At 72.6% G+C, this 19,754-nt stretch carries 17 protein-coding genes; 10 read left to right on the top strand and 7 right to left on the bottom strand.

Annotated features, from left to right (window positions below; all coding sequences use genetic code 11):
- Window positions 1–21: 21 nt before the first annotated feature.
- The gene (locus AB0C03_RS22715) at window positions 22–1,614 is read left to right on the top strand and encodes an ATP-dependent DNA ligase (protein WP_357638735.1); all 1,593 of its coding nucleotides are present in this window, start codon (window positions 22–24) and stop codon (window positions 1,612–1,614) included.
- 10 nt (window positions 1,615–1,624) lie between these two features.
- Here AB0C03_RS22715 and AB0C03_RS22710 read toward each other — a convergent pair whose 3' ends face one another.
- On the bottom strand, window positions 1,625–2,446 hold the full coding sequence (locus AB0C03_RS22710; RefSeq protein WP_030333433.1) for an SURF1 family cytochrome oxidase biogenesis protein: 822 nt from the start codon (window positions 2,444–2,446) through the stop codon (window positions 1,625–1,627).
- 206 nt (window positions 2,447–2,652) lie between these two features.
- Between AB0C03_RS22710 and AB0C03_RS22705 the strand changes: the two genes are divergently transcribed.
- Together AB0C03_RS22705 and AB0C03_RS22700 are read left to right on the top strand one after the other, a co-directional pair.
- Window positions 2,653–4,056 carry a cobyrinic acid a,c-diamide synthase CobB gene (locus AB0C03_RS22705; RefSeq protein ID WP_357638733.1) on the top strand — a complete coding sequence of 468 codons (1,404 nt, stop codon included), beginning with the start codon at window positions 2,653–2,655 and terminating at the stop codon, window positions 4,054–4,056.
- Window positions 4,053–4,622: a GNAT family N-acetyltransferase gene (locus AB0C03_RS22700; protein ID WP_357638731.1), complete on the top strand. Its 570-nt coding sequence runs from the start codon at window positions 4,053–4,055 to the stop codon at window positions 4,620–4,622. The genes AB0C03_RS22705 and AB0C03_RS22700 overlap by 4 nt, the downstream gene beginning before the upstream one ends.
- 43 nt (window positions 4,623–4,665) lie before the next feature.
- Here AB0C03_RS22700 and AB0C03_RS22695 read toward each other — a convergent pair whose 3' ends face one another.
- On the bottom strand, window positions 4,666–6,795 hold the full coding sequence (locus AB0C03_RS22695; protein WP_030333439.1) for a transglycosylase domain-containing protein: 2,130 nt from the start codon (window positions 6,793–6,795) through the stop codon (window positions 4,666–4,668).
- 121 nt (window positions 6,796–6,916) lie between these two features.
- Between AB0C03_RS22695 and cobC the strand changes: the two genes are divergently transcribed.
- The 3 genes from cobC to cobA are packed head-to-tail and all read left to right on the top strand — an operon-like array spanning window position 6,917 to window position 10,486.
- A complete protein-coding gene (gene cobC / locus AB0C03_RS22690) occupies window positions 6,917–8,002 on the top strand; it encodes an Rv2231c family histidinol phosphate aminotransferase CobC (protein ID WP_357638730.1) in 1,086 nt (361 codons plus the stop codon).
- Window positions 8,002–9,132: a nicotinate-nucleotide--dimethylbenzimidazole phosphoribosyltransferase gene (gene cobT, locus AB0C03_RS22685; RefSeq protein ID WP_030333444.1), complete on the top strand. Its 1,131-nt coding sequence runs from the start codon at window positions 8,002–8,004 to the stop codon at window positions 9,130–9,132. The genes cobC and cobT overlap by 1 nt, the downstream gene beginning before the upstream one ends.
- Window positions 9,133–9,172: 40 nt before the next feature.
- The gene (gene cobA, locus AB0C03_RS22680; protein ID WP_357638728.1) at window positions 9,173–10,486 is read left to right on the top strand and encodes a uroporphyrinogen-III C-methyltransferase; all 1,314 of its coding nucleotides are present in this window, start codon (window positions 9,173–9,175) and stop codon (window positions 10,484–10,486) included.
- Between the two features lie 221 nt (window positions 10,487–10,707).
- Here cobA and otsB read toward each other — a convergent pair whose 3' ends face one another.
- The 4 genes from otsB to AB0C03_RS22660 form a co-directional block, all read right to left on the bottom strand.
- Window positions 10,708–13,269 carry a trehalose-phosphatase gene (gene otsB / locus AB0C03_RS22675; RefSeq protein WP_357638920.1) on the bottom strand — a complete coding sequence of 854 codons (2,562 nt, stop codon included), beginning with the start codon at window positions 13,267–13,269 and terminating at the stop codon, window positions 10,708–10,710.
- Window positions 13,270–13,310: 41 nt separating this feature from the next.
- Window positions 13,311–14,711 (bottom strand): alpha,alpha-trehalose-phosphate synthase (UDP-forming), encoded by a 1,401-nt coding sequence (locus AB0C03_RS22670; protein WP_030333449.1) that lies wholly within the window; start codon window positions 14,709–14,711, stop codon window positions 13,311–13,313.
- Window positions 14,712–14,854: 143 nt separating this feature from the next.
- Entirely contained in the window at window positions 14,855–15,133 is a 279-nt protein-coding gene (locus AB0C03_RS22665; RefSeq protein WP_357638726.1) for a hypothetical protein, read from the bottom strand.
- Between the two features lie 110 nt (window positions 15,134–15,243).
- Complete coding sequence (locus AB0C03_RS22660; protein ID WP_156057614.1) at window positions 15,244–15,528, bottom strand: hypothetical protein; 285 nt, start codon at window positions 15,526–15,528, stop codon at window positions 15,244–15,246.
- 208 nt (window positions 15,529–15,736) lie between these two features.
- On the opposite strand from AB0C03_RS22660, the gene ettA reads away from it, so the two are divergent.
- The 4 genes from ettA (at window position 15,737) to AB0C03_RS22640 (ending at window position 19,322) form a co-directional block, all read left to right on the top strand.
- Window positions 15,737–17,413 carry an energy-dependent translational throttle protein EttA gene (ettA, locus tag AB0C03_RS22655; protein ID WP_030333455.1) on the top strand — a complete coding sequence of 559 codons (1,677 nt, stop codon included), beginning with the start codon at window positions 15,737–15,739 and terminating at the stop codon, window positions 17,411–17,413.
- 12 nt (window positions 17,414–17,425) lie between these two features.
- Complete coding sequence (locus tag AB0C03_RS22650) at window positions 17,426–17,872, top strand: acyl-CoA thioesterase (protein WP_030333456.1); 447 nt, start codon at window positions 17,426–17,428, stop codon at window positions 17,870–17,872.
- The gene (locus AB0C03_RS22645; protein WP_030333458.1) at window positions 17,869–18,606 is read left to right on the top strand and encodes a DUF8185 domain-containing protein; all 738 of its coding nucleotides are present in this window, start codon (window positions 17,869–17,871) and stop codon (window positions 18,604–18,606) included. Before AB0C03_RS22650 ends, AB0C03_RS22645 begins: the two co-directional genes overlap by 4 nt.
- Window positions 18,607–18,737: 131 nt before the next feature.
- Window positions 18,738–19,322: a type III secretion system chaperone family protein gene (locus tag AB0C03_RS22640; protein WP_030333460.1), complete on the top strand. Its 585-nt coding sequence runs from the start codon at window positions 18,738–18,740 to the stop codon at window positions 19,320–19,322.
- Between the two features lie 21 nt (window positions 19,323–19,343).
- Here the strand turns inward: AB0C03_RS22640 and AB0C03_RS22635 are convergent, their stop codons facing one another.
- A complete protein-coding gene (locus AB0C03_RS22635; RefSeq protein ID WP_081883881.1) occupies window positions 19,344–19,733 on the bottom strand; it encodes a globin in 390 nt (129 codons plus the stop codon).
- Window positions 19,734–19,754 lie beyond the last annotated feature (21 nt).

The following is a 19,754-nucleotide window of genomic DNA, read 5'->3' as shown; positions in this document are numbered from 1 at the left end:
GTGTCGGAGGTGCCTGGCAGGATGAGCTGCGTGCGGTTCCTCGATCTGGCAGCCACCTCCGCCGCCGTCGGTGCCACCAGCGGCCGACGCGCCAAGGTGGAGCTGCTCGCTGACGCGCTGCGCCGACTGGATCCCGACGAGGTCGAGCCCGGCGCCGGCTATCTCGCCGGTGAGCTGCGCCAACGGCAGACCGGGGTTGGCTACGCGAGCCTGCGTGACCTGCCGCCCCCGGCCGCCGAGCCGACGTTGACGGTGGCCGCCGTGGACGCCGCCATCGCGCAGATCGCCGCCGTGCACGGCTCGGGCTCGCAGGCTCGACGTCGGGCGCTGCTCGGCGCCCTCTACGCGGCGGCGACGGCCGACGAGCAGCGCCTGCTCACCGGTCTGTTCAGCGGCGAGCTCCGTCAAGGCGCCCAGGCCGGGCTCCTCGCGGACGCGGTGGCCCGGGCCGCCGAGGTGCCGGTGGCAGCGGTCCGTCGGGCGCTGCTCCTCGCCGGTGATCTGCGGGCCGTGGCGGTGGCCGCGCTGGCCGGCGGGGCCGCCGCGCTGGCCGGGTTCGGTCTGCGGGTCGGCCGACCGCTGGCGCCGATGCTCGCGCAGAGCGCCCCCTCGGTCGACGAAGCGCTCGCCGCGACCGGCACGCCGGCGGTGGTCGACGTGAAGCTCGACGGCATCCGCATCCAGGTGCACCGCTCCGGCACCGACATCGCGGTGTTCACCCGCAGCCTCGACGAGATCACCACCCGGGTGCCCGAGGTGGTCGCCGCGGTCCGCGCCCTGCCCGGCCGGGAGATGGTCCTCGACGGCGAAGCGATCGGCCTGGACGAGACCGGCCGCCCGCTGCCGTTCCAACAGACGTCGAGCCGGGCCGCCCGACGCACCACCCCCAGCACCACCGGGCGCACCCCGGTCGCCCCGGCGGTGCTCGCGGCGGCTGCCAGCACGGGCGCGACGGTGCTCACCCCGTACTTCTTCGACCTGCTGCACCTCGACGGCGAGGATCTGATCGACCTCCCCGGCCGGGAGCGGTGGGCCGCCCTCGCCGGTGCTGTGGATTCGTCGCTGCTGGTCGGCCGCATGGAGGTCGACGATCCGGAGCAGGCCGCCAGCGCGTTCGCCGCAGCTCTCGACGCCGGGCAGGAGGGCGTGGTGGTGAAGGCCCCGGACGCCCCCTACGACGCCGGCCGGCGCGGTTCCGCCTGGGTCAAGGTGAAACCGCGACACACGCTCGACCTGGTGGTCCTCGCCGTCGAGTGGGGCAGCGGCCGACGCAAGGGCTGGCTGTCCAACCTGCATCTGGGTGCGCGTGACGCGCGCACCGGCGACTTCGTCATGCTCGGCAAGACGTTCAAGGGGCTCACCGACGAGCTGCTGCGCTGGCAGACCGAGCGGTTCCTCGACCTCGCTGTCGAGCGCGGCGACTGGGTCGTCCGGGTCCGGCCCGAGCAGGTGGTGGAGATCGCCTTCGACGGGGTGCAGACGAGTTCGCGCTATCCCGGCGGGATGGCGCTGCGGTTCGCCCGGGTGGTGCGTTACCGCGACGACAAGTCCGCCGCCGAGGCGGACACCATCGACGCGGTCCGCGCCATCCACGCCGGCCGGGTGAGCGGCTGACGGGGAGTGCTCAGGCGGACGCGGTCGGCGCAGGCTCGGCGGCCCGGTCCAGGGGAGCCTCGGTGACGCCGATGCCGGCGGCCCGGCGGGCCTCACGACGGGCCACCCAGCCGTAGCCGAACAGGGCCATCACCGCGAACAGCCACCACTGCACGACGTAGCCGAAGTTCTGCCAGTTGTTGGCGTGCCCCACCGGCACCGCCTTGAACACCGGGTCGGCTGCCGGGGTCTGCTCGTCGAGCAGCAGGTAGGCGCCGTAGACCGGGTAGGGAAGCTCGCCGGCCAGCCGTGACACCCCGATCCGACGGATCTCCAGCAGCCCGTCACGTCGGGCCACCGCGCCGGCGCCGCTCTCGGTCTCGTGCACCCGTCCGACCACCGTCACGTCGCCGGTCGGCGCGGCCGGCACCGACGGCTGGGCGGTCGCCCCACCGGCTGCCGGCGGGATCCAGCCCCGGTCCACCAGCAGCGCCGTGCCGTCGGTGAGCACCAGCGGGGTGAGCACCTCGAAGCCGACGCGGCTGTCCACCGTGCGGCCGCGGACCAGCACGGTGTTCGCGGGGTCGTACCGGCCGGTGACGGTGACCCGGGTCCAGACCTTGTCCTCGGCGGGGGCCGGACCCACCGTCCCGGGGCCGCCGCTGGGGGCGCGCAGCGCGTCGGCGAGCGGCGCGGGGGCCATCCGCTGGCCCGCGTCGATCCGCTCGTTGACCTCGGTGCGCCCCCGGTAGCGGTCCAGCTGCCAGTTGCCCAGGAACACCATGACGGCGGCGGCGACCAGGGTCAGCGCGAGAGCGCCCAGCCAGCGTGGGCTCAGCAGGAACCGGTACACGGCACCGAGGCTACTCGTATGACCGGCGCCACTGACCTGGACCGGGCCGGACCGGGCCGGGATCGTCGTCCGGGGCCCCTGCCAGGGCCGGACCGTCCGCCCCGGTTGGCGGTGCTCGCGCCTGCGGCCGGGCGGGTATCGTCACGCCGACGGATCGGCCCCGGTCGTCCCGTCGCGTACCCGCCGCCGCTCGCGAGGAGTCGATGATGACCGTCGTGCCGCGCCTGGTGCTCAGCGCGCCGTCCTCCGGGCACGGTAAGAACGCGCTGGCGATCGGGCTGCTCGCCGCCCTGGCCGAGCGCGGGGTCGACGTCGCCGGGTTCAAGCTCGGGCCGGATCACGTCGACGCCGCCTACCTCGGTCTCGCCTCCGGTCGGCCGGGTCGGGTGATCGACCCCCGGCTGGTCGGCGTCGACCGGCTCGCCCCGCTGGTGGCGCACGGCGCCACCGGTGCCGGGCTCGCCGTCGTGCAGGGCAGCATGGGGTTGTACGACTCGGTCGGTGGCCGTCCCGAGCAGGAGTCCACCGCCGCCGCGGCCGCCGCGCTGCGCAGCCCGGTGGTGCTCGTTGTCGACGTGGCCGCGATGGGTCAGTCGGTGGCCGCCCTGGTGCACGGGTTCCGCTCGTACGACGAGCAGTTGTGGCTCGGCGGGGTGATCCTCAACCGGGTGGCGTCGTCGCGGCACGAGGGGATGCTGCGCGAGGCGTTGGACGACGTGGGGGTGCCGGTCTACGGCGCGCTGCGGCGCCAGGACCTGCCGGCGGTGCTGCCGTCGCGGCGGCACGGGGTGGCGCCGGTGGTCGACGACTCGGCCGACGCCGTCCGGGCGGTCCGCCGGCTGGGCGAGGCCGTCGCCGCCACCGTCGACCTGGAACGGCTGCTCGGGCTGGCCCGCTCCGCCCCGCCGCTACCGGCACCCGCCTGGTCTCCCGAGGAGGCCATCGGCGCGTTCACACCCCCGGCGAACCGTCCGCTGGTGGCGGTGGCCGGTGGGCCGGGCGGCAGCTTCAGCCACCCGGAGACGGCGGAGTTGCTCCGGGCCGCCGGCGCCGAGGTCGTCGTCCTGGACCCGCTGCGCGACGAGGCGCTGCCGGTCGGCACCCGCGCGCTGGTCGTCGGCGGCGCGCTGCCCGAGGCGTACGCCGAGCAGTTGTCGGCCAACCGGCGGCTCTGCATCGCGGTGGCCGAGTTGGCGCGGACCGGGCGTCCGGTGATCGCCGAGGGCGCCGGGCTGCTGTGGCTGGCCCGGGAGTTGGACGGGTTGCCGATGTGCGGTGTCCTGGACGCGGTCGGCGTCAGCCGGGACGGGGTGGTGGCCGGCTACCGGGAGGCGACCGCCCAGACCGACAGCGTGGTCGCGGCCAGCGGCACGGTGCTGGTCGGGCACAAGGCGCACCGTGCGGTGCTCACCCCGCGCGCCGGTCAGCGCCCGGCCTGGAGCTGGGAGGGCGGCGCGCCGGAGGGCTTCGTCTGGCGTAACGTGCACGCCTCGCAGCTCACCGTGCACTGGGCCAGCCATCCGGCGACGGCCACCCGGCTGGTCGCCGCGGCGGCGGCCGACCCGACGGGCGAGGTGGTAGCCGCGCAGGCCGGCGGGGTGTCGGTGTGATCGGTCAGGTGGCGGTGCGCCGATTCCCGGCGTTGACCGTGTCCACCCCGCGTACCGAGGTGCGTCAGCTCACGGCTGCCGACGCGGCGGCGGCGGGGGAGATCTTCGCCGACAAGCTGACCCGGCGTTGGCTGCCGCTGCCCGGCGACTCCGGCCCGATCGACGGGCTGGCCTGGTGCACCGATCTGGCCCGGCAGCGGCGCGACAGCGGGGAGGGCGACCACTACGCGGTGGTGCGGCGCGAGGACGACCAGGTGGTGGGGTCGCTGTGGACCCGGCGTACCGACTGGGGTGCCCGCCTCACCGAGATCTCCTACGCGATGGCGGCATCCGCGCGGGGCTTCGGCTTCGCCGCCGAGGCGGTCGACGCGGTGGCCATCGCGCTGATCCTGGAGCACGGTTTCCAACGGGTCGAGCTGCGGGTGGCGCCCGGCAACCTGGCCTCGCGCCGGGTCGCCGAGAAGGCCGGGTTCAGCTACGAGGGTCTGCTGCGTAACGCCGGGTTCGTCAGCGGCGGCCGGGTGGATCTGGAGCTGTGGTCGTTCGTGGCCGCCGACCTGCGCTGAGTCGCCGTTAACCCGCGCCGACCTGCGCTGACCCGCCCGCCGGTCAGCCGACGATGGCGTCGGATGGTGGGGTGAACTGGCGGGTCGGGCTGCCCTTCAGGCCGTCGCGCAGGGTCTCCGAGACCGCCTTGATGGGGATCTGGGACTGCCCGTCACCGACCGCGTTGAACGGATTGTCCGGGTCGGAGATGAAGCTCGCCGCCGCCAACTCCGGGGTGTAGCCCACGAACCAGGCCGATCTGGTGCTGTCGGTCGTACCCGTCTTGCCGGCCACCGGGCGTCCGACGGTGCCCCGCACGCTGTCGGCGGTGGACCAGCCGCCGCAGCTGCCGCGCGCCGGGGTGTCGCCGGTGGGGCAGCGGGCCGCGTCGGTGGCTGCCCGCGCGGCGTCCGCGCTGACGACCTGCCGGCACCGTGGCTTGGCCACCTCGCGGTGGAGGCCGCCCGGGGTGGCGTACGTGGCGGGCGTGCCGTCCCGGTTCATGATCGCTTGCACCGGGATGGCCTCGCAGTAGCGGCCGTCGGCGGCGATGGCGGCGTAGGCGTTCGCCATCTCCAGTGGGGTGGCGTCGGAGACGCCCAGGGTGAACGCGCCCCACTTCTTCGCCTTGGCCGGGGACGCCTGTTCCCGGTCGACGTCGGTGCGCCAGCGCAGCCCGAGCTGTTCGGCCAACCGGACCGCCCGGTCCGCGCCGACCTTCTCCTCCAGCCACACGAAGTACGTGTTGACCGATTTGCCGAAGCCGGACCACATGGTCTGCTGACCGGTCATGGCCCCGCTGGCGTTGGAGGGCGCCCAGCCGTCGTACACGGACGACTTGTAGCGGTAGGGCGCGTTGAACGAGGTGGAGAGGGTCATCCCCGAGTCCAGCGCGGCCAACATCGGGAACATCTTGAACGTCGACCCGGCCTGGTAGCCGGCCAGGTCACCGCCGCCGAGCAGCGGCGCGACAGTGTTCGGGTAGTTGGCCTTCACCTTCGGCCCGGCCTCGGGGTTGGAGCTCTGCGGGTTCTCGGCCAGGTCCAGCGAGTACGTCCGGTTGACAGCCATCGCCTTCACCCGCCCGGTGCCCGGCTCGGAGACCACGATGCCGTTGGCGAACGGGCTGCCGGTGGCGTCCTTGGCGCCGACGCTCTTCTCCGCCGCCTCCTGGATCTTCGGGTCGAGGCTGAGCACGATCCGGTAGCCGCCCCGGCGCAGGTTGTCCATCCGTTCCAGCCGGTTCGCGCCGAACGCGGGCTGCGCGCTCCACCAGTTCTTCAGGTAGTCGCAGGCGAAGCCCCAGCTGTTGTACTTCTCCGTCACCGCGGCGCAGTCGTGCGGTGGGGTGGTCAGCTTGAGCCGGATCGGCTCGGACTTGGCGGCGGCGGCCGAGTCGGGGGAGAGGTAGCCGAGTTGGCTCATCCGGTCCAGCACGTAGTTGCGCCGGCCGGTGGCCTCCTTCTGGTCGGAGTCGGCCGGGTCGTACTCGGACGGGGACTTGACCAGTCCGGCGAGGGTGGCGGCCTCGACCGGGGTGAGGTCCTTGGGGGTCTTGGAGAAGAAGATCTCGCTGGCCGCGTAGATGCCGTACGCGCGGTGCCCGAAGTACGCCGAGTTCAGGTAGCGCTCCATGATCTGTTCCTTGCTCAGCTCCTTCTCCAGGTCCAGCGCCATCCGCATCTCCTTGACCTTGCGCAGGCTGGTCTGCTGGGTGGCCTGCTGGACCTCCTTGGGTGTGGTCGCGCTGTCCCGCAGGGCCATCCGGACGTACTGCATGGTCAGCGTCGAGGCGCCCTGGGAGCCGCCGGAGCGGGCGTTGGAGACGAAGGCCCGGGCCACGCCCTTCGGGTCGACGCCGTGGTGCTGGTAGAAGCGGGAGTCCTCGGCCGCGACGATCGCCTGCTGGATGTTCGGCGACATGTCCGACAGCTTGGTGTACTGCCGGTACTCCTCGTAGAACATGGTCAGCACGGTCTTGCCGTCGGGGGCGTAGAGGTACGAGGTCTCGGCGGGCAGGGCGGTCTTCAGCACCCGGGTCTTCTGGTCCACGGCGTGCGCGGTGGCCTTCGCGCCGAGCCCGGTGAGGGCGACCAGTGGGTACGCGGCGGCGGCGATCACGATTCCGGCGATCAGCCCGGCACGCAGGAGAGGGACGAGACGACCAGCGGCGGCAAGGGGTCGATTGCTCACCTGGTCAAGTTATGACATTTCCGATTCGTACATGAGAAGAACTCTTAAACCGGCGAGTGGTGACGCGGCTTACGTCGAGATCGGCTGTCCCACCGGCCACCTTCCCGGCAGGATCGCGGACATGTCTGATCAGCCGAGCACGCTCGCCCCACCTACCGGGTTCGAGCCGGACCTCGGGCACCACGGCGACGCGGAGGCCACCGCCGGCCTGATCGACCTCGCCGTCAACGTCCGTCGGGCCCGGCCTCCCGCCTGGCTCGCCGACCCGATCGCCGCGACCCTCACCGACCTGGCCCGCTATCCGGACCCGGTGCCGGCCCGCGCGGCGGTCGCCGCCCGACACCACCGTCACCCGAACGAGGTGCTGCTCACCGCCGGGGCCGCCGAAGGCTTCGTGCTGATCGCCCAGGCGCTGCGCGGCGTCCGCCGCCCGGTGGTGGTGCACCCGCAGTTCACCGAGCCGGAGGCCGCGTTGCGGGCCGCCGGACACCAGGTCGAGCGGGTGCTGCTCGACGCCGCCGACGACTTCCGGCTCGACCCGTCCCGGGTGCCCGCCGACGCCGACCTCGTGATGATCGGCAACCCGACGAACCCGACCTCGGTGCTGCACCCCGCCCGGACGGTGGCCGCGCTGGCCCGCCCCGGCCGGGTGCTGGTGGTCGACGAGGCGTTCGCCGACACCACCACCGCCCCCGGGCACCCCGGCGAGCCGGAGTCGCTGGCCGAACGCCGCGACCTGCCCGGGTTGCTCGTGGTGCGCAGCCTCACCAAGACGTGGGGTCTGGCCGGCCTCCGGATCGGCTACCTGCTCGGCGAAGCGGAACTGCTGTCCCGCCTGGCCGCCGTCCAGCCGCTCTGGGCCGTCTCCACGCCCGCGCTGGCGGCCGCGTCGGCCTGCGCCAGCGTCGTCGCGGTCCAGGCCGAACGCGCGATCGCCGCCGACCTCGCCGCCGACCGCGACCACCTGGTCGCGCGACTGGCCGACCTGCCCGGTGTACGCGTCGTCGGCCGTCCCGCCAGCGCCTTCGTGCTGCTGCACCTGCCGGGCGCCACCCGGATCCGGGCGGCCCTGCGCGAGCGCGGCTGGGCGGTGCGCCGGGGCGACACGTTCCCCGGCCTCGGCCCGGACTGGCTGCGGGTGGCGGTACGTGACCGAAACACCACCGACGCGTTCATCGACGTGCTGCGCGAGACCATGGAGGCATGATGCTGGAGACCACGATCGCGGCGATCCGTCCGGCGGACGAGGCGGCCATGGCCGCCGCCCGGGAGCTGCACGGACGACTGACCAAGCCGGTGGGCTCGCTGGGCGCGCTGGAGGAGCTTTCGGTACGCCTCGCCGGTCTGGCCGGGGCGTGCCCACCGCCGCTGCCCGAGCCGGCCGCGGTGGCGATCTTCGCCGGCGACCACGGGGTGCACGCCCAGGGGGTCAGCCCCTGGCCGCAGGAGGTCACCGCGCAGATGATCGGCAACTTCCTGGCCGGCGGTGCGGTGGTCAACGCGTTCGCCCGGCAGGCTGGTGCCTCGGTCACCGTCGTCGACGTCGGCGTGGCCACCCCGCTGGCCACCGACCCGGCCGCCGCGCCGGCCGGTTCCGACCCGGCGGTGCTCGACCCAGCGGTCACCGGTCCGGCAGTGCTCGACCCGGCAGTGCCCCGGCTGGTCGTCGCGTCGGTCCGCCGGGGCACCAGCGATTTCACTGTGACCACCGCGCTGACCCGGGACGAGGCGCTGGCGGCGGTACAGACCGGCATCCGCATCGCCGACGAGCTGATCGACGCCGGTGCCGGCATCCTGCTCACCGGAGACATGGGCATCGGCAACACCACCCCGGCCGCCGCGCTGATCGCCGCGTTCACCGGCGTCGACGCGCTCGACGCCACCGGTCGGGGCACCGGCGTCGACGACCCGACGTACGCCCACAAGGTGGCGGTGGTGCGGGCCGCGCTGGCCCGGCACACCCCCGACCCGGCCGACCCGCTGGGGGTGCTGGCCGCCGTCGGTGGCCTGGAGCACGCCGCCCTGGCCGGGCTGATCCTGGGTGCCGCGGCGCGCCGCACGCCGGTGCTGCTGGACGGCGTGATCGGGGTCTCGGCCGCCCTCGCCGCCGCCGCGTTCGCCCCGGCTGCGGTCTGCGCGATGGTCGCCGGCCACCGCTCGGCCGAGCCCGGTGCCACAGTGGCGCTGCGCCACCTCGGGCTCGACCCGCTGATCGACCTGGGGCTGCGCCTCGGCGAGGGCACCGGCGCGCTGCTGGCGCTGCCAGTGGTCACCGGCGCGGTCCGGGTGCTGCACGAGGTGGCCACCTTCGACTCCGCCGGGGTGGCCGAGAAGTGACAGCGCGCGACCAACGAGCCGTCCGCCCCGGCGGTGCGGCATGACCGCCAACCCGTACCCGCTCGGGCTGCGCCTGCACGGGCGACGGGTGGTGGTGGTGGGCGGCGGCACGGTCGCCACCCGGCGGGTGCCCGCGCTGCTGGACGCCGGTGCGGACGTCCTGCTGGTGGCCCCGGAACTGACCCCGGCGCTGCGCGCCCAGGTCGACGCGGGGCGACTGCACTGGGTGCCGCGCCGGTTCGAACCGGAGGACCTGGACGGCGCCTGGCTGGTCCAGGTCGCCATCGACGACCCGATGGCGGCGGCCTCGGTGAGCGCCGTCGCCGCCGAGCGGCGGATCTTCTGCGTCCGGGCCGACGACCGCACGGCCGCCACCGCCTGGACCCCGGCGGTGACCCGGCACGGCCCGGTCACCGTGGCGGTGCTCGGCGGCGGCGACCCCCGACGGGCGATGACCGTCCGTGACGCGATCCGCGACCTGCTCGCGGTCCGCCTGGGATCGGACGGGACCGCTTCGACGCGGGGCCGGCCCGGCTCTTCGGCCGGTGCGACAGGTGGGACCGACGTGGTCGGCGCGGGCGGTGCGGGCAGTGCGGGCAGTGCGGGCGGTGCGGGCGGTGGGCGGCGGGCCGGGCGGGTGGCGCTGGTCGGGGCGGGGCCTGGTGATCCCGAGCTGATCACGGTCAAGGGCTGGCGGCTGCTCACCGAGGCGGACGTGGTGGTCGCCGACCGCCTGGTGCCCGGCCTGCTCCTGGACGAGCTGCGCCCGGACGTCGAGCTGGTGGACGCCTCGAAGATCCCCTACGGCCCGTCCCGGGCCCAGGAGGAGATCAACCAGATCCTGGTCGACCGGGCCCTGGCCGGCGCCGTCGTGGTCCGGCTCAAGGGCGGCGACCCGTACGTCTTCGGGCGCGGTGGTGAGGAGTTGCTGGCCTGCGCGGCGGCCGGTGTGCCGGTGACAGTGGTCCCCGGGGTGACCAGTTCGATCGCCGCCCCGGCGGCGGCCGGGATTCCGGTCACCCATCGGGGGGTGGCGCACGAGTTCACAGTGGTCTCCGGGCACCTGGCACCCGACTCGCCGGCCTCGCTGGTGCGCTGGGACGCCCTCGCCGGTCTGCACGGCACCCTGGTGATCCTGATGGGGCTGAAGAACCTCGCCGCCATCACTGCCACCCTGATCGCCCACGGTCGGCCGCCGCAGACGCCGGCCGCCGTCGTCCAGGAAGCCACCACCGGCACCCAACGCGTCCTGCGGTCCACGCTGGGCGAGGTGGCCGCCGACCTGCTCGCCGCCGACCTGCGCCCGCCCGCCGTCGTCGTGGTGGGAGACGTGGTGGGCACGCTCGACGGCTGAGGGTCCGTTCCGACCGCGCCGACGACACCGGTCGGGCGTGCCAGGGTGCTCACGGACGAGATCTTGGACAGTTTCCGTCACGTGCTGACGGAAACTGTCCAAGATTGCCAGCGATGGCCGGTGCGGCGAGGGTCAGGACAGCGGGCCGGCGACGTGGCGGTGCCGGCACAGACGACGGGCCGGAGCAGCGCTGCTCCGGCCCGTCGTGGTCTGTCGGTCGACTACTGCTTGAGCATGTTGTCCAGCAGCAGGGCACAGCGGATCAGCCCGAGGTGGCTGTACGCCTGCGGGTGGTTGCCCAGGCCGCGCTCGGCCAGCGGGTCGTACTGCTCGGGGAGCAGGCCGGTCGGGCCGGCGGTCAGCACCATCTGCGCGAACAGCTCCTCGGCGTCGGTGCGCCGACCGGTGCGCAGGTACGCCTCGATCAGCCACGCCGTGCAGATGTGGAAACCGCCCTCGCGGCCGGGCAGGCCGTCGTCCCAGTGGTAGCGGTAGACGACCGGGCCGCTGCGCAGGTCCGCCTCGATCCGCAGGACTGTGGACAGGAAGCGCGGGTCGTCGCCCGGGAGCAGGCCGGAGAGGCCGATCCAGAGCGACGAGGCGTCCATGTCCTCGTCCCCGTAGGCGACGCTGTACGCCTCGACGTCGGAGTGCCAGCCGTGCTCCAGCACGTTGGCGCCGATCCGGTCCCGCAGGTCCTTCCACTCGGGCCGGTCCTCGCCGCCGTGCTGGCGCATCACGTGCAGCGCCCGGTCGACGGTCATCCAGCACATCACCTTGGAGAACACGTGGTGCCGGGGTGGCAGCCGGGCCTCCCAGATGCCGTGGTCGGGCTCGTGCCAGCGGCGGCGGACCGCCTCGACCATGTTCTCCAGGACCCGCCACTCGTCGTCGCGGACCGAGCCGCGGGCGTCGGCGACGGCCGCGATCAGGTCGGCGATCGGGCCGAAGACGTCCAGCTGCAACTGGTGGTTGGCGAGGTTGCCGACCCGGACCGGCCGGGAGCCGGCGTACCCGGGCAGCGTGTCGATGACCGCCTCGGCGCCCAGCTCGTAACCGTCGATGGTGTAGAGCGGGTGCAGCCGCTCCGGGTGCCCGCCGGTGCGCTCGATGCAGCCGTCCACCCAGCGCAGCAGCGCCTCGGCCTCCTCGACGGAGCCCAGGTCGACCAGGGCGCGGGCGGTCAGCGCGGCGTCGCGCAGCCAGCAGTAGCGGTAGTCCCAGTTGCGGACGCCGCCCAGCTCCTCGGGGAGCGAGGTGGTCGCCGCGGCCAGGATCGAGCCGGTGGCCTCGTGGCAGAGCCCGCGCAGGGTGAGGGCGCTGCGCGCGACCAGGTCACGAGCGGTGGAGGGCAGCCGCAGCGAGGCCACCCAGTCCTTCCACGGCTGCTCGGCGGCGGCCTGACGCTCGTGGATCGGCGCCCGGTGATGTTCCAGGCTGTGCGTGCCGAAGCGCAGCTCCAGCACGACCTGTCCGCCGGCCGCGGAGAGGTCGACGATCGCCTTGGCGGTCTCGTACCCGCCGTCGTTGCCGACCTCCCACTGCACGCCGGGGGAGTAGAGCGCGACCGGCTCGTTGGAGCCGAGCACCAGCAGGCCGTCGCCGAGTGGCTGCAACTGCACGGCCACCTGGCCGAACTCCGGCCGCGGTGCGAACTCCACCCGGGCCTTGCCGCCGCCGGTCAGCACCCGGACCAGGGTCGAGTCACCGGTGACGACCGCCGGGCCGTCCGGGGTGGTCTCCCGGGCCGGCTTGTCCAACCAGTCGGTGACGGTGAGCCCGGACCAGCGGGTCTCCACTGTCATCGTGCCGGAGCGGTAGCGCTGACCCAGCGGGATGCCGCCGCGTTCCGGGACGATGCTGAAGTGGCCGGCCGGGCTGCCACCGACCAGATCGGCGAAGATCGCCGCCGAGTCCGGCTTGGGGTGGCAGAGCCAGCTCACCTTGGCCTCGGGGGTGAGCAACGCGACGGTACGACCGTTGGCCAGCATGGAGTGCCGCTCGATCGGCACCGCCCGCTCGCCGAACAGCCAGTGCCGGCGGGTCTCCAGCAGCAGCGCGAGTGCCCGCGCGGCCTCCAGCGGGTCGGCCACCCGGTAGCCGGCCTGGGTGTCACCGGGGCCGATCTTGATGCCGAGGTCGGGGCCGTGCAGGTTGCCGAACGCGTTCTCGTCGGTGATGTCGTCGCCGATGAACAGCACCGCGCTGGCGGCGAGCTGGGTCCGGAGCTGGTCGACAGCGGTGCCCTTGTGGGTGGCCACCACGGAGAGCTCGATGACCTCCTTGCCCTGGGTCACCGTGACGCCGTCGAACGTGGCCGGACCGTTGAGCACCGCCTCGATGGCCGAGGCCGCGACCTGCGGGTCGATTCCCCGGGTGTGCATGGCGACGCTGGCCGGTTTGCGTTCCAGCCGGATGCCCGGGTGCTCGGCGGCGATCTCGCGCAGCGCGTTGCGGACCTGGGTGCGAACGGCGACCAGCTCGGGCGAGAGCCGCTCGACGAAGCCGATGTCGAACTCGGAGCCGTGGCTGCCGACGAGGTGCACCTCGCTGGGCAGCCGGGAGAGGGCGGCCAGGTCGCGCAGCGCCCGACCGGAGACCACCGCGACGGTGGTCTGCGGCAGCGCGGCGAGTGCGCGGACCGCGGCCACCGACTCGGGCAGCGGGACGGCCGTGCTCGGATCCTCCACGATCGGCGCGAGCGTGCCGTCGTAGTCGCAGGCGACCAGGAGCTGGGGGACCCGGGCGATCCGGCCGATGGCGGCGCGCAGCTCAGGGTCCATGACCCCGGTGGCGATTGCCGCCCCATCGTTGACGGACGTGTTCACTCGGCCTCCGCCTCGGGAACTCCGAGCTCCGAGAGGAAAGACTTGGCCCAGTGGCCCACGTCGTGGGTACGCAGGTGACGTTGCATTGTCCGCATCCGGCGGCGTGCCTCGGTTTTCTCCACGTGCACGGCCCGGAGGAGGGCGTCCTTGACCGCGTCCGGGTCGTGCGGGTTACACAAAAATGCCTGGCGAAGCTCGGTGGCGGCACCGGCGAACTCACTGAGTACGAGCGCTCCACCCTGGTCGGCACGTGATGCTACGTATTCCTTCGCCACGAGGTTCATTCCGTCTCGCAGCGGGGTCACCATCATCACGTCGGCAGCAACGTACATCGCCGCCAGCTCACTGCGACTGTACGACTGATGGAGGTAATGGACCGCCGGCACGCCGACCCGACCGAACTCGCCGTTGATCCGGCCGACCTCGCGCTCCACCTTGACCCGTAGTGCCTGGTAGTGCTCCACGCGCTCGCGGCTGGGCGTGGCGACCTGAACCATGACCGCGTCGGGAACTGTCAACTTTCCGTCAGCCAGCAGTTCCCGGAAGGCCTTGAGCCGCAACTCGATGCCCTTGGTGTAGTCCAGTCGGTCCACGCCCAGGATTATCGTCTTCGGGTCGCCCAGCTCGGCGCGGATCTGCTTGGCCCGGGCCTGGATCGCCGGGTCGGCGGCCATCCGCTCCATTTCCTGGGTGTCGATCGAGATGGGGAAGGCGCCGGCCTTCACCTGCCGACCGTCAACCTGGATCATCTGCCCCTCGTAGCGCAGCCCGAGCAGGTGCCGGGCCAACCGGACGAAGTTCTGCGCGGCCAGCCGCTGCTGGAAACCGACCAGGTCGGCGCCGAGCAGGCCGCGCAGGATCTCGGTGCGGAACGGCATCTGCATGAACAGCTCGATCGGCGGGAACGGGATGTGCAGGAAGAACCCGATCCGCAGGTCCGGGCGCAGCTCACGGAGCATCGCCGGGACCAACTGGAGCTGGTAGTCCTGCACCCAGACCGTCGCGCCCTCGGCCGCCACGTCGGCCGCGGCCTCCGCGAACCGGGCGTTGACCAGGCGGTACGCCTCGCGCCACCGGCGCTTGTAGGCCGGTGTCTCCACCGCGTCGTGGTAGAGCGGCCAGATCGTCGCGTTGGACTGGCCCTCGTAGTAGCGCTCCAGCTCCTCGGCGCTGAGCGGGACCGGGTGCAGCCGGATCCCCTCCAGGTCGAACGGCTCGGGGGCCGCGCCGGTGCCACCGGCCCAGCCGACCCAGGTGCCCTTGTGTTCGGCGAGGACGGGGTGCAGCGCGGTGACCAGCCCGCCAGGGCTACGTCGCCACTGCCGGCCCTCGGGTGTGCTCACCTCGTCGACCGGCAGACGGTTCGCCACTACGACAAAGGAGCTACGGACGGTCACGATCGGCCACCTCCGGGTACTGACGGGTCCACCGCGATGAGCGTACTGAGCGTAGCTGCGGCGTCTTGTGCCTAGTGCCGGAGTCTCCTACCCGCCTCCGTCTGACCGAACCCTGAAGGTGATCTTCTCGACAGCCGCCCTGGTCAGAGGTCGATGATCGGCCACTCCTTGGGCAGCACCTCGCCGAGCAGCTCCCGCCGAGCCGTCATGATCGGTACGAGAGGGTGCGCAGCGGCGTCCATCGCCAACTGGGCCAGGTCCATCCGGCCGTTCATCCGGCGCGACCAACCGGCGAGATAGCTGCACATTTCCGGTTCGACGGCGGTGACCTGCACCTGCGGTAGCGCGCCGAGCAGTTCGAGCATCTCCCACTGCTCGGCCGTGGCCCGCTCATGGGCGCCCGCGAGGCACAGTGCGGGCACAAGAACATCCCTGTTGTAGTCGGCGGCCTCCGCGATCCTTTTTCCGACATCCCTGGCGCCGGATGAGTAGGAGAGGAGCGCGGTCGTGTCCAGCGCCAACCCGAACGCGATCAGCGGCGTGCCTTCGCCCGTGCCGCGAGGACCTCTGCCTGTAGCCGGGCGGCCTGCTCACGAAGTTCGGGGGTGATGCGTGCCTTGAGCTGCTCCATCTCCGCATGAGCTTCGGCTACGTCCTCGTCGGTGATGACGAAACCGGCGCGCGCGAGCACCTCCCGCGTTTTTTCGCCGGCCATCTGGCGGCGCACGGCTCGGGCTACGAACGCGGAGACGTTGGGCTCGGTGGCCAACCGGTCGGCCACGTCGTCGGGCACGCTGATGGCGATCTTCTTGGTCATACGGGAACGCTAATTGGTAATACCGCTGTCGGCAGAGAGGCTCGCCGCGTACTCCTGGGGCGGGGTGATGTGGGCGAAGCGTCTCGTACCTGTCAGGATTGACGATGGCGTGCGCGCGGCCGGCTCCCGGCCGGCGGCGGCGGGCGGTCCTCGCAGCCCGCGCCGCGCCGCCGATCAGCGACAGCAACCGACGGAGGTAGCCCGCACCGTGGCCCAGTACATCTACGTCCTGGAAAAGGCGCGCAAGGCGCACGGCGACAAGGTCGTGCTCGACAACGTCACGTTGAGCTTCCTGCCGGGGGCCAAGATCGGTGTGCTCGGCCCCAACGGCGCCGGTAAGTCCAGCCTCCTCAAGATCATGGCAGGGCTGGACAAGCCGAGCAACGGCGAGGCCCGGCTGATGCCCGGCTACACCGTCGGCATGCTCGCCCAGGAGCCCCCGCTCAACGAGGCCAAGACCGTGCTCGGCAACGTCGAGGAGGCGGTCGCCGAGACCAAGGCCAAGCTGGAGCGGTTCAACAAGATCGCCGAGCAGATGGCGACCGACTACTCCGACGAGCTGATGGAGGAGATGGGCAAGCTCCAGGAGGAGCTTGATCACCTCGACGCCTGGGACATCGACTCCAAGCTCGAACTGGCCATGGACGCGCTGCGCTGCCCGCCGCCGGACGCCGACGTGACCCAGCTCTCCGGCGGTGAGCGTCGCCGGGTCGCGCTCTGCAAGCTGCTGCTGGAGGCGCCCGACCTGCTGCTGCTCGACGAGCCCACCAACCACCTGGACGCGGAGAGCGTCTCCTGGCTGGAGCAGCACCTGGCGAAGTACGCCGGCACCGTCATGGCGATCACCCACGACCGGTACTTCCTCGACAACGTGGCCGGCTGGATCCTGGAGCTGGACCGCGGCCGGGCCATCGGGTACGAGGGCAACTACTCCACCTACCTGGAGAAGAAGGCCGCCCGACTGGCCGTCGAGGGTCGCCGCGACGCCAAGATGAAGAAGCGCCTCACCGAGGAGCTGGACTGGGTCCGCTCCAACGCCAAGGCCCGGCAGACCAAGTCCAAGGCCCGCCTGGACCGCTACGACGAGATGGCCAGCGAGGCGGAGAAGACCCGCAAGCTGGACTTCGAGGAGATCCAGATCCCGCCGGGCCCGCGCCTGGGCAGCACGGTGATCGAGGCGAACAACCTCAGCAAGGGCTTCGGTGACCGGCTGCTGATCGACAACCTGTCGTTCTCGCTGCCCCGCAACGGCATCGTCGGCATCATCGGCCCGAACGGCGTCGGCAAGACCACCCTGTTCAAGACCATCGTCGGGCTGGAGCAGCCGACCGGCGGGTCGGTCCGGGTCGGCGAGACGGTCTCCCTGTCGTACGTCGACCAGAACCGGGAGGGCCTCAACGGCGACAAGACCGTCTGGGAGGTCGTCTCCGACGGACTGGACTACCTGATGGTGGGCAAGGTCGAGATGCCGTCGCGGGCGTACATCGCCGCGTTCGGCTTCAAGGGCCCGGACCAGCAGAAGCCGACCAAGGTGCTCTCCGGCGGCGAGCGCAACCGGCTGAACCTGGCGCTGACCCTGAAGATCGGCGGCAACGTCATCCTGCTCGACGAGCCGACCAACGACCTGGACGTGGAGACGCTCTCCAGCCTGGAGAACGCCCTGCTGGAGTTCCCCGGCTGCGCCGTGGTCATCTCCCACGACCGGATGTTCCTGGACCGCGTCGCCACGCACATCCTGGCCTGGGAGGGCGACGACCAGGACCCGGCGAAGTGGTTCTGGTTCGAGGGCAACTTCGAGGCGTACGAGAAGAACAAGATCGACCGCCTCGGCGCGGAGGCCGCCCGGCCGCACCGGGTGACCTACCGCAAGCTGACCCGCGACTGACCGGCGCAGACGGTGTCTGATCGCTTCGTCTACCACTGCACCCTGCGCTGGTCCGACCTGGACGCGTACGGCCACGTCAACAACTCGCGTTTCCTCACCCTGTACGAGGAGGCGCGGGTCGCGTTGATGTTCGCCGGCGGGCGGGCCTGGGGTGTCGGCTCGTTCGCCGACGGGGTGGTGATCCGCCGTCACGAGGTCGACTACCTGCGCCCGGTCGACTACGCGCTCGGCCGGGCCACCGCGGAGGCGGCGCCCACCGTACGGATCGAGCTGTGGGTGGAGGAGATCCGGGCCTCCCGGTTCACCGTCGCCTACGAGCTGTACGACGGCGACGTGCTGGCCAGCCGGGCCCGGTCCGTGCTGGTGCCGTTCGACCTGACCCGTCAGGTGCCCCGGCGGATCACCACCGAGGAACGGGACTTCCTGCTCACGTACGCACCGCAGGGCGGTGTGGGGTGACCCGGCCGGGCACCGCTGGGCCGGGCCGGGTGGCGGCGTCGACGCACGGTGTCGCCGGGGTGGCCGACGCGGGCGCCTTCCTGGCCCGGCTGGTCCGACTGGACCCGGCCGCGCCGGTCCGGCTGCGGCCGGCCGGCGCACCCGGCCGGGTCGCGCTGTGGGCCCGGCTGCCGTGGCAGGTTCTGGTGGTCCGCACCGTTGCCGGCGGGCCGGCCGACGGCGCCGCTGAGGACGTCACGGTGGCCGCCGCGGAGCTGCTCGCCGAGCTGGAGCGCGGCGGTACGGCCCTGCCGGCCCGGCGGGACGCCCAGTGGCGGTGGCCGCTGCCGCCGGCGCGGAGCCAGCAGGTGGAGGCGCTGCCCGTCGCCGAGCTGCGACGGATCGCGGACGCGGCGGCGGGCACCCTGCGGACGGCGAGCGAGCAGGGTGTCGCCGGCCGGGCTGTGGGCCAGCGGGCGCTGCGCGACGCGTTGCTCGACCACGTGGCGGTGCTGATCACCCCGGACGGGACGCCCGCCGCGCCGGTCGAGGTGCCGCAGCGGCTGGTGCAGGGGGTGGTCCGGATGGGCTTCCTCGGCGCCGCCGACGGCTCGTCGGCCGGCGAGGGCGGGGGCACCGTTCAGGTGCGGGTGGCCGGTCGTTGGGTCGGCCTGGTGGGACCGCACGGAGCGGCGTGGTTGCAGAAGGCCACGGATCTTGCCGTGACACCCCTGAGCGCTCGTCCGAACGGATGACCCCGGTTCATTCTTCTGGTCAGGGGCGGTCGTTGGGGGGGTGCTTCAACCCGGCTGTCCGGGTACCGTCCATCCTCGGATCCAACGCACCGTAGGCGACTGGATCCGCTGGGGAGTGAGGTGCGCGAGCGATGCCGTGGTGGTCATGGCGCCCCGGTCCCGCCGACGGCGGCGATCCGGAAACCCGAAGCGGGATCACAGTCGACAGTGCGGTCCGGATTGGTCCGCCCAGCCCTCGCCAGCCGGGGGACGACTGCCCGTCCAACGAGCGGCCAGTGCTGACCGAGATGCCCGCCACCGTCGAGCCGGTGAGCCTGCGCCGGGTCTGTGACGCACTCGATCTACTGGACGTGCGCTACCTGGCCGACGGCGACGGCAACCTGCTGGCGATGTGGGAGCGGCACGCGGTGCTGGTCACCCTGGAAGGCCCCGAGGACGAGATCCTCGTCATGCGGGCCCGTCCGCACGCCACGGTCCCGCCGGACTGGGCCGACCGGGCGTACCGGGTGGTCAACGAGTGGAACCACACCCGCCGGTTCTGCAAGGCGTACATCGGTGACCCGACCGAGCGCGGTCAGTTGCCGATCTACGCGGAGCTTCAGGTCCCGCTCGGTGCCGGCACCCACGACGCGCTGTTGGTCGAGATGCTCGACTGTGGCGCGGCGGTCGCCACCAGCTTCGTGGACTGGCTGCACGACGAGGGCGCGCTGCTCTGACGGTGTGGCGGGCCGGGCGGGTCAGACGCCGTGGGCGGGGTCGTCCTCGACGTTGACCATGAAGTACGCGGCCCGCTCCAGGTAGTCCCAGAGGGTGCCGGCGATCTCCGGCTCAAGGTCGAGTCGATCCACGGCCCGGCGCATGTTCCGCAGCCAGGCGTCCCGTTCGGCCGCGCCGATCCGGAACGGCGCGTGCCGCATCCGCAGCCGCGGGTGCCCGCGCTGGGCGGAGTAGGTGTTCGGCCCGCCCCAGTACTGCATCAGGAACAGGGTCATCCGGTCCGCGGCCGGGCCCAGGTCCTCCTCCGGGTACATGGGGCGCAGCAGGGGATCGGTGGCGATACCGGCGTAGAACTCGTCGACCAGCCTGCGGAAGGTGGGTTCGCCGCCGACCGCCTCGAAGAGGGTCATCGACGCACCGGGACGGTCGGA

This window comes from Micromonospora parva (assembly GCF_040649675.1).
Taxonomy (GTDB): Bacteria; Actinomycetota; Actinomycetes; order Mycobacteriales; family Micromonosporaceae; genus Micromonospora; species Micromonospora parva.
Note: the sequence above shows the minus strand (reverse complement) of the source record. Positions and strands in the feature narration are given on the sequence as shown.

Excerpts from the sequence above, each read along its gene's own strand:
- AB0C03_RS22715 (WP_357638735.1), top strand. The coding sequence starts at position 22 with ATGAGCTGCGTGCGGTTCCTCGATCTGGCAGCCACCTCCGCCGCCGTC.
- AB0C03_RS22705 (WP_357638733.1), top strand. The coding sequence starts at position 2,653 with ATGACCGTCGTGCCGCGCCTGGTGCTCAGCGCGCCGTCCTCCGGGCAC.
- cobC (WP_357638730.1), top strand. The coding sequence starts at position 6,917 with ATGTCTGATCAGCCGAGCACGCTCGCCCCACCTACCGGGTTCGAGCCG.
- cobT (WP_030333444.1), top strand. The coding sequence starts at position 8,002 with ATGCTGGAGACCACGATCGCGGCGATCCGTCCGGCGGACGAGGCGGCC.
- cobA (WP_357638728.1), top strand. The coding sequence starts at position 9,173 with ATGACCGCCAACCCGTACCCGCTCGGGCTGCGCCTGCACGGGCGACGG.
- otsB (WP_357638920.1), bottom strand. The coding sequence starts at position 13,269 with ATGGACCCTGAGCTGCGCGCCGCCATCGGCCGGATCGCCCGGGTCCCC.
- AB0C03_RS22660 (WP_156057614.1), bottom strand. The coding sequence starts at position 15,528 with ATGACCAAGAAGATCGCCATCAGCGTGCCCGACGACGTGGCCGACCGG.
- AB0C03_RS22640 (WP_030333460.1), top strand. The coding sequence starts at position 18,738 with ATGCCGTGGTGGTCATGGCGCCCCGGTCCCGCCGACGGCGGCGATCCG.
- AB0C03_RS22635 (WP_081883881.1), bottom strand. The coding sequence starts at position 19,733 with ATGACCCTCTTCGAGGCGGTCGGCGGCGAACCCACCTTCCGCAGGCTG.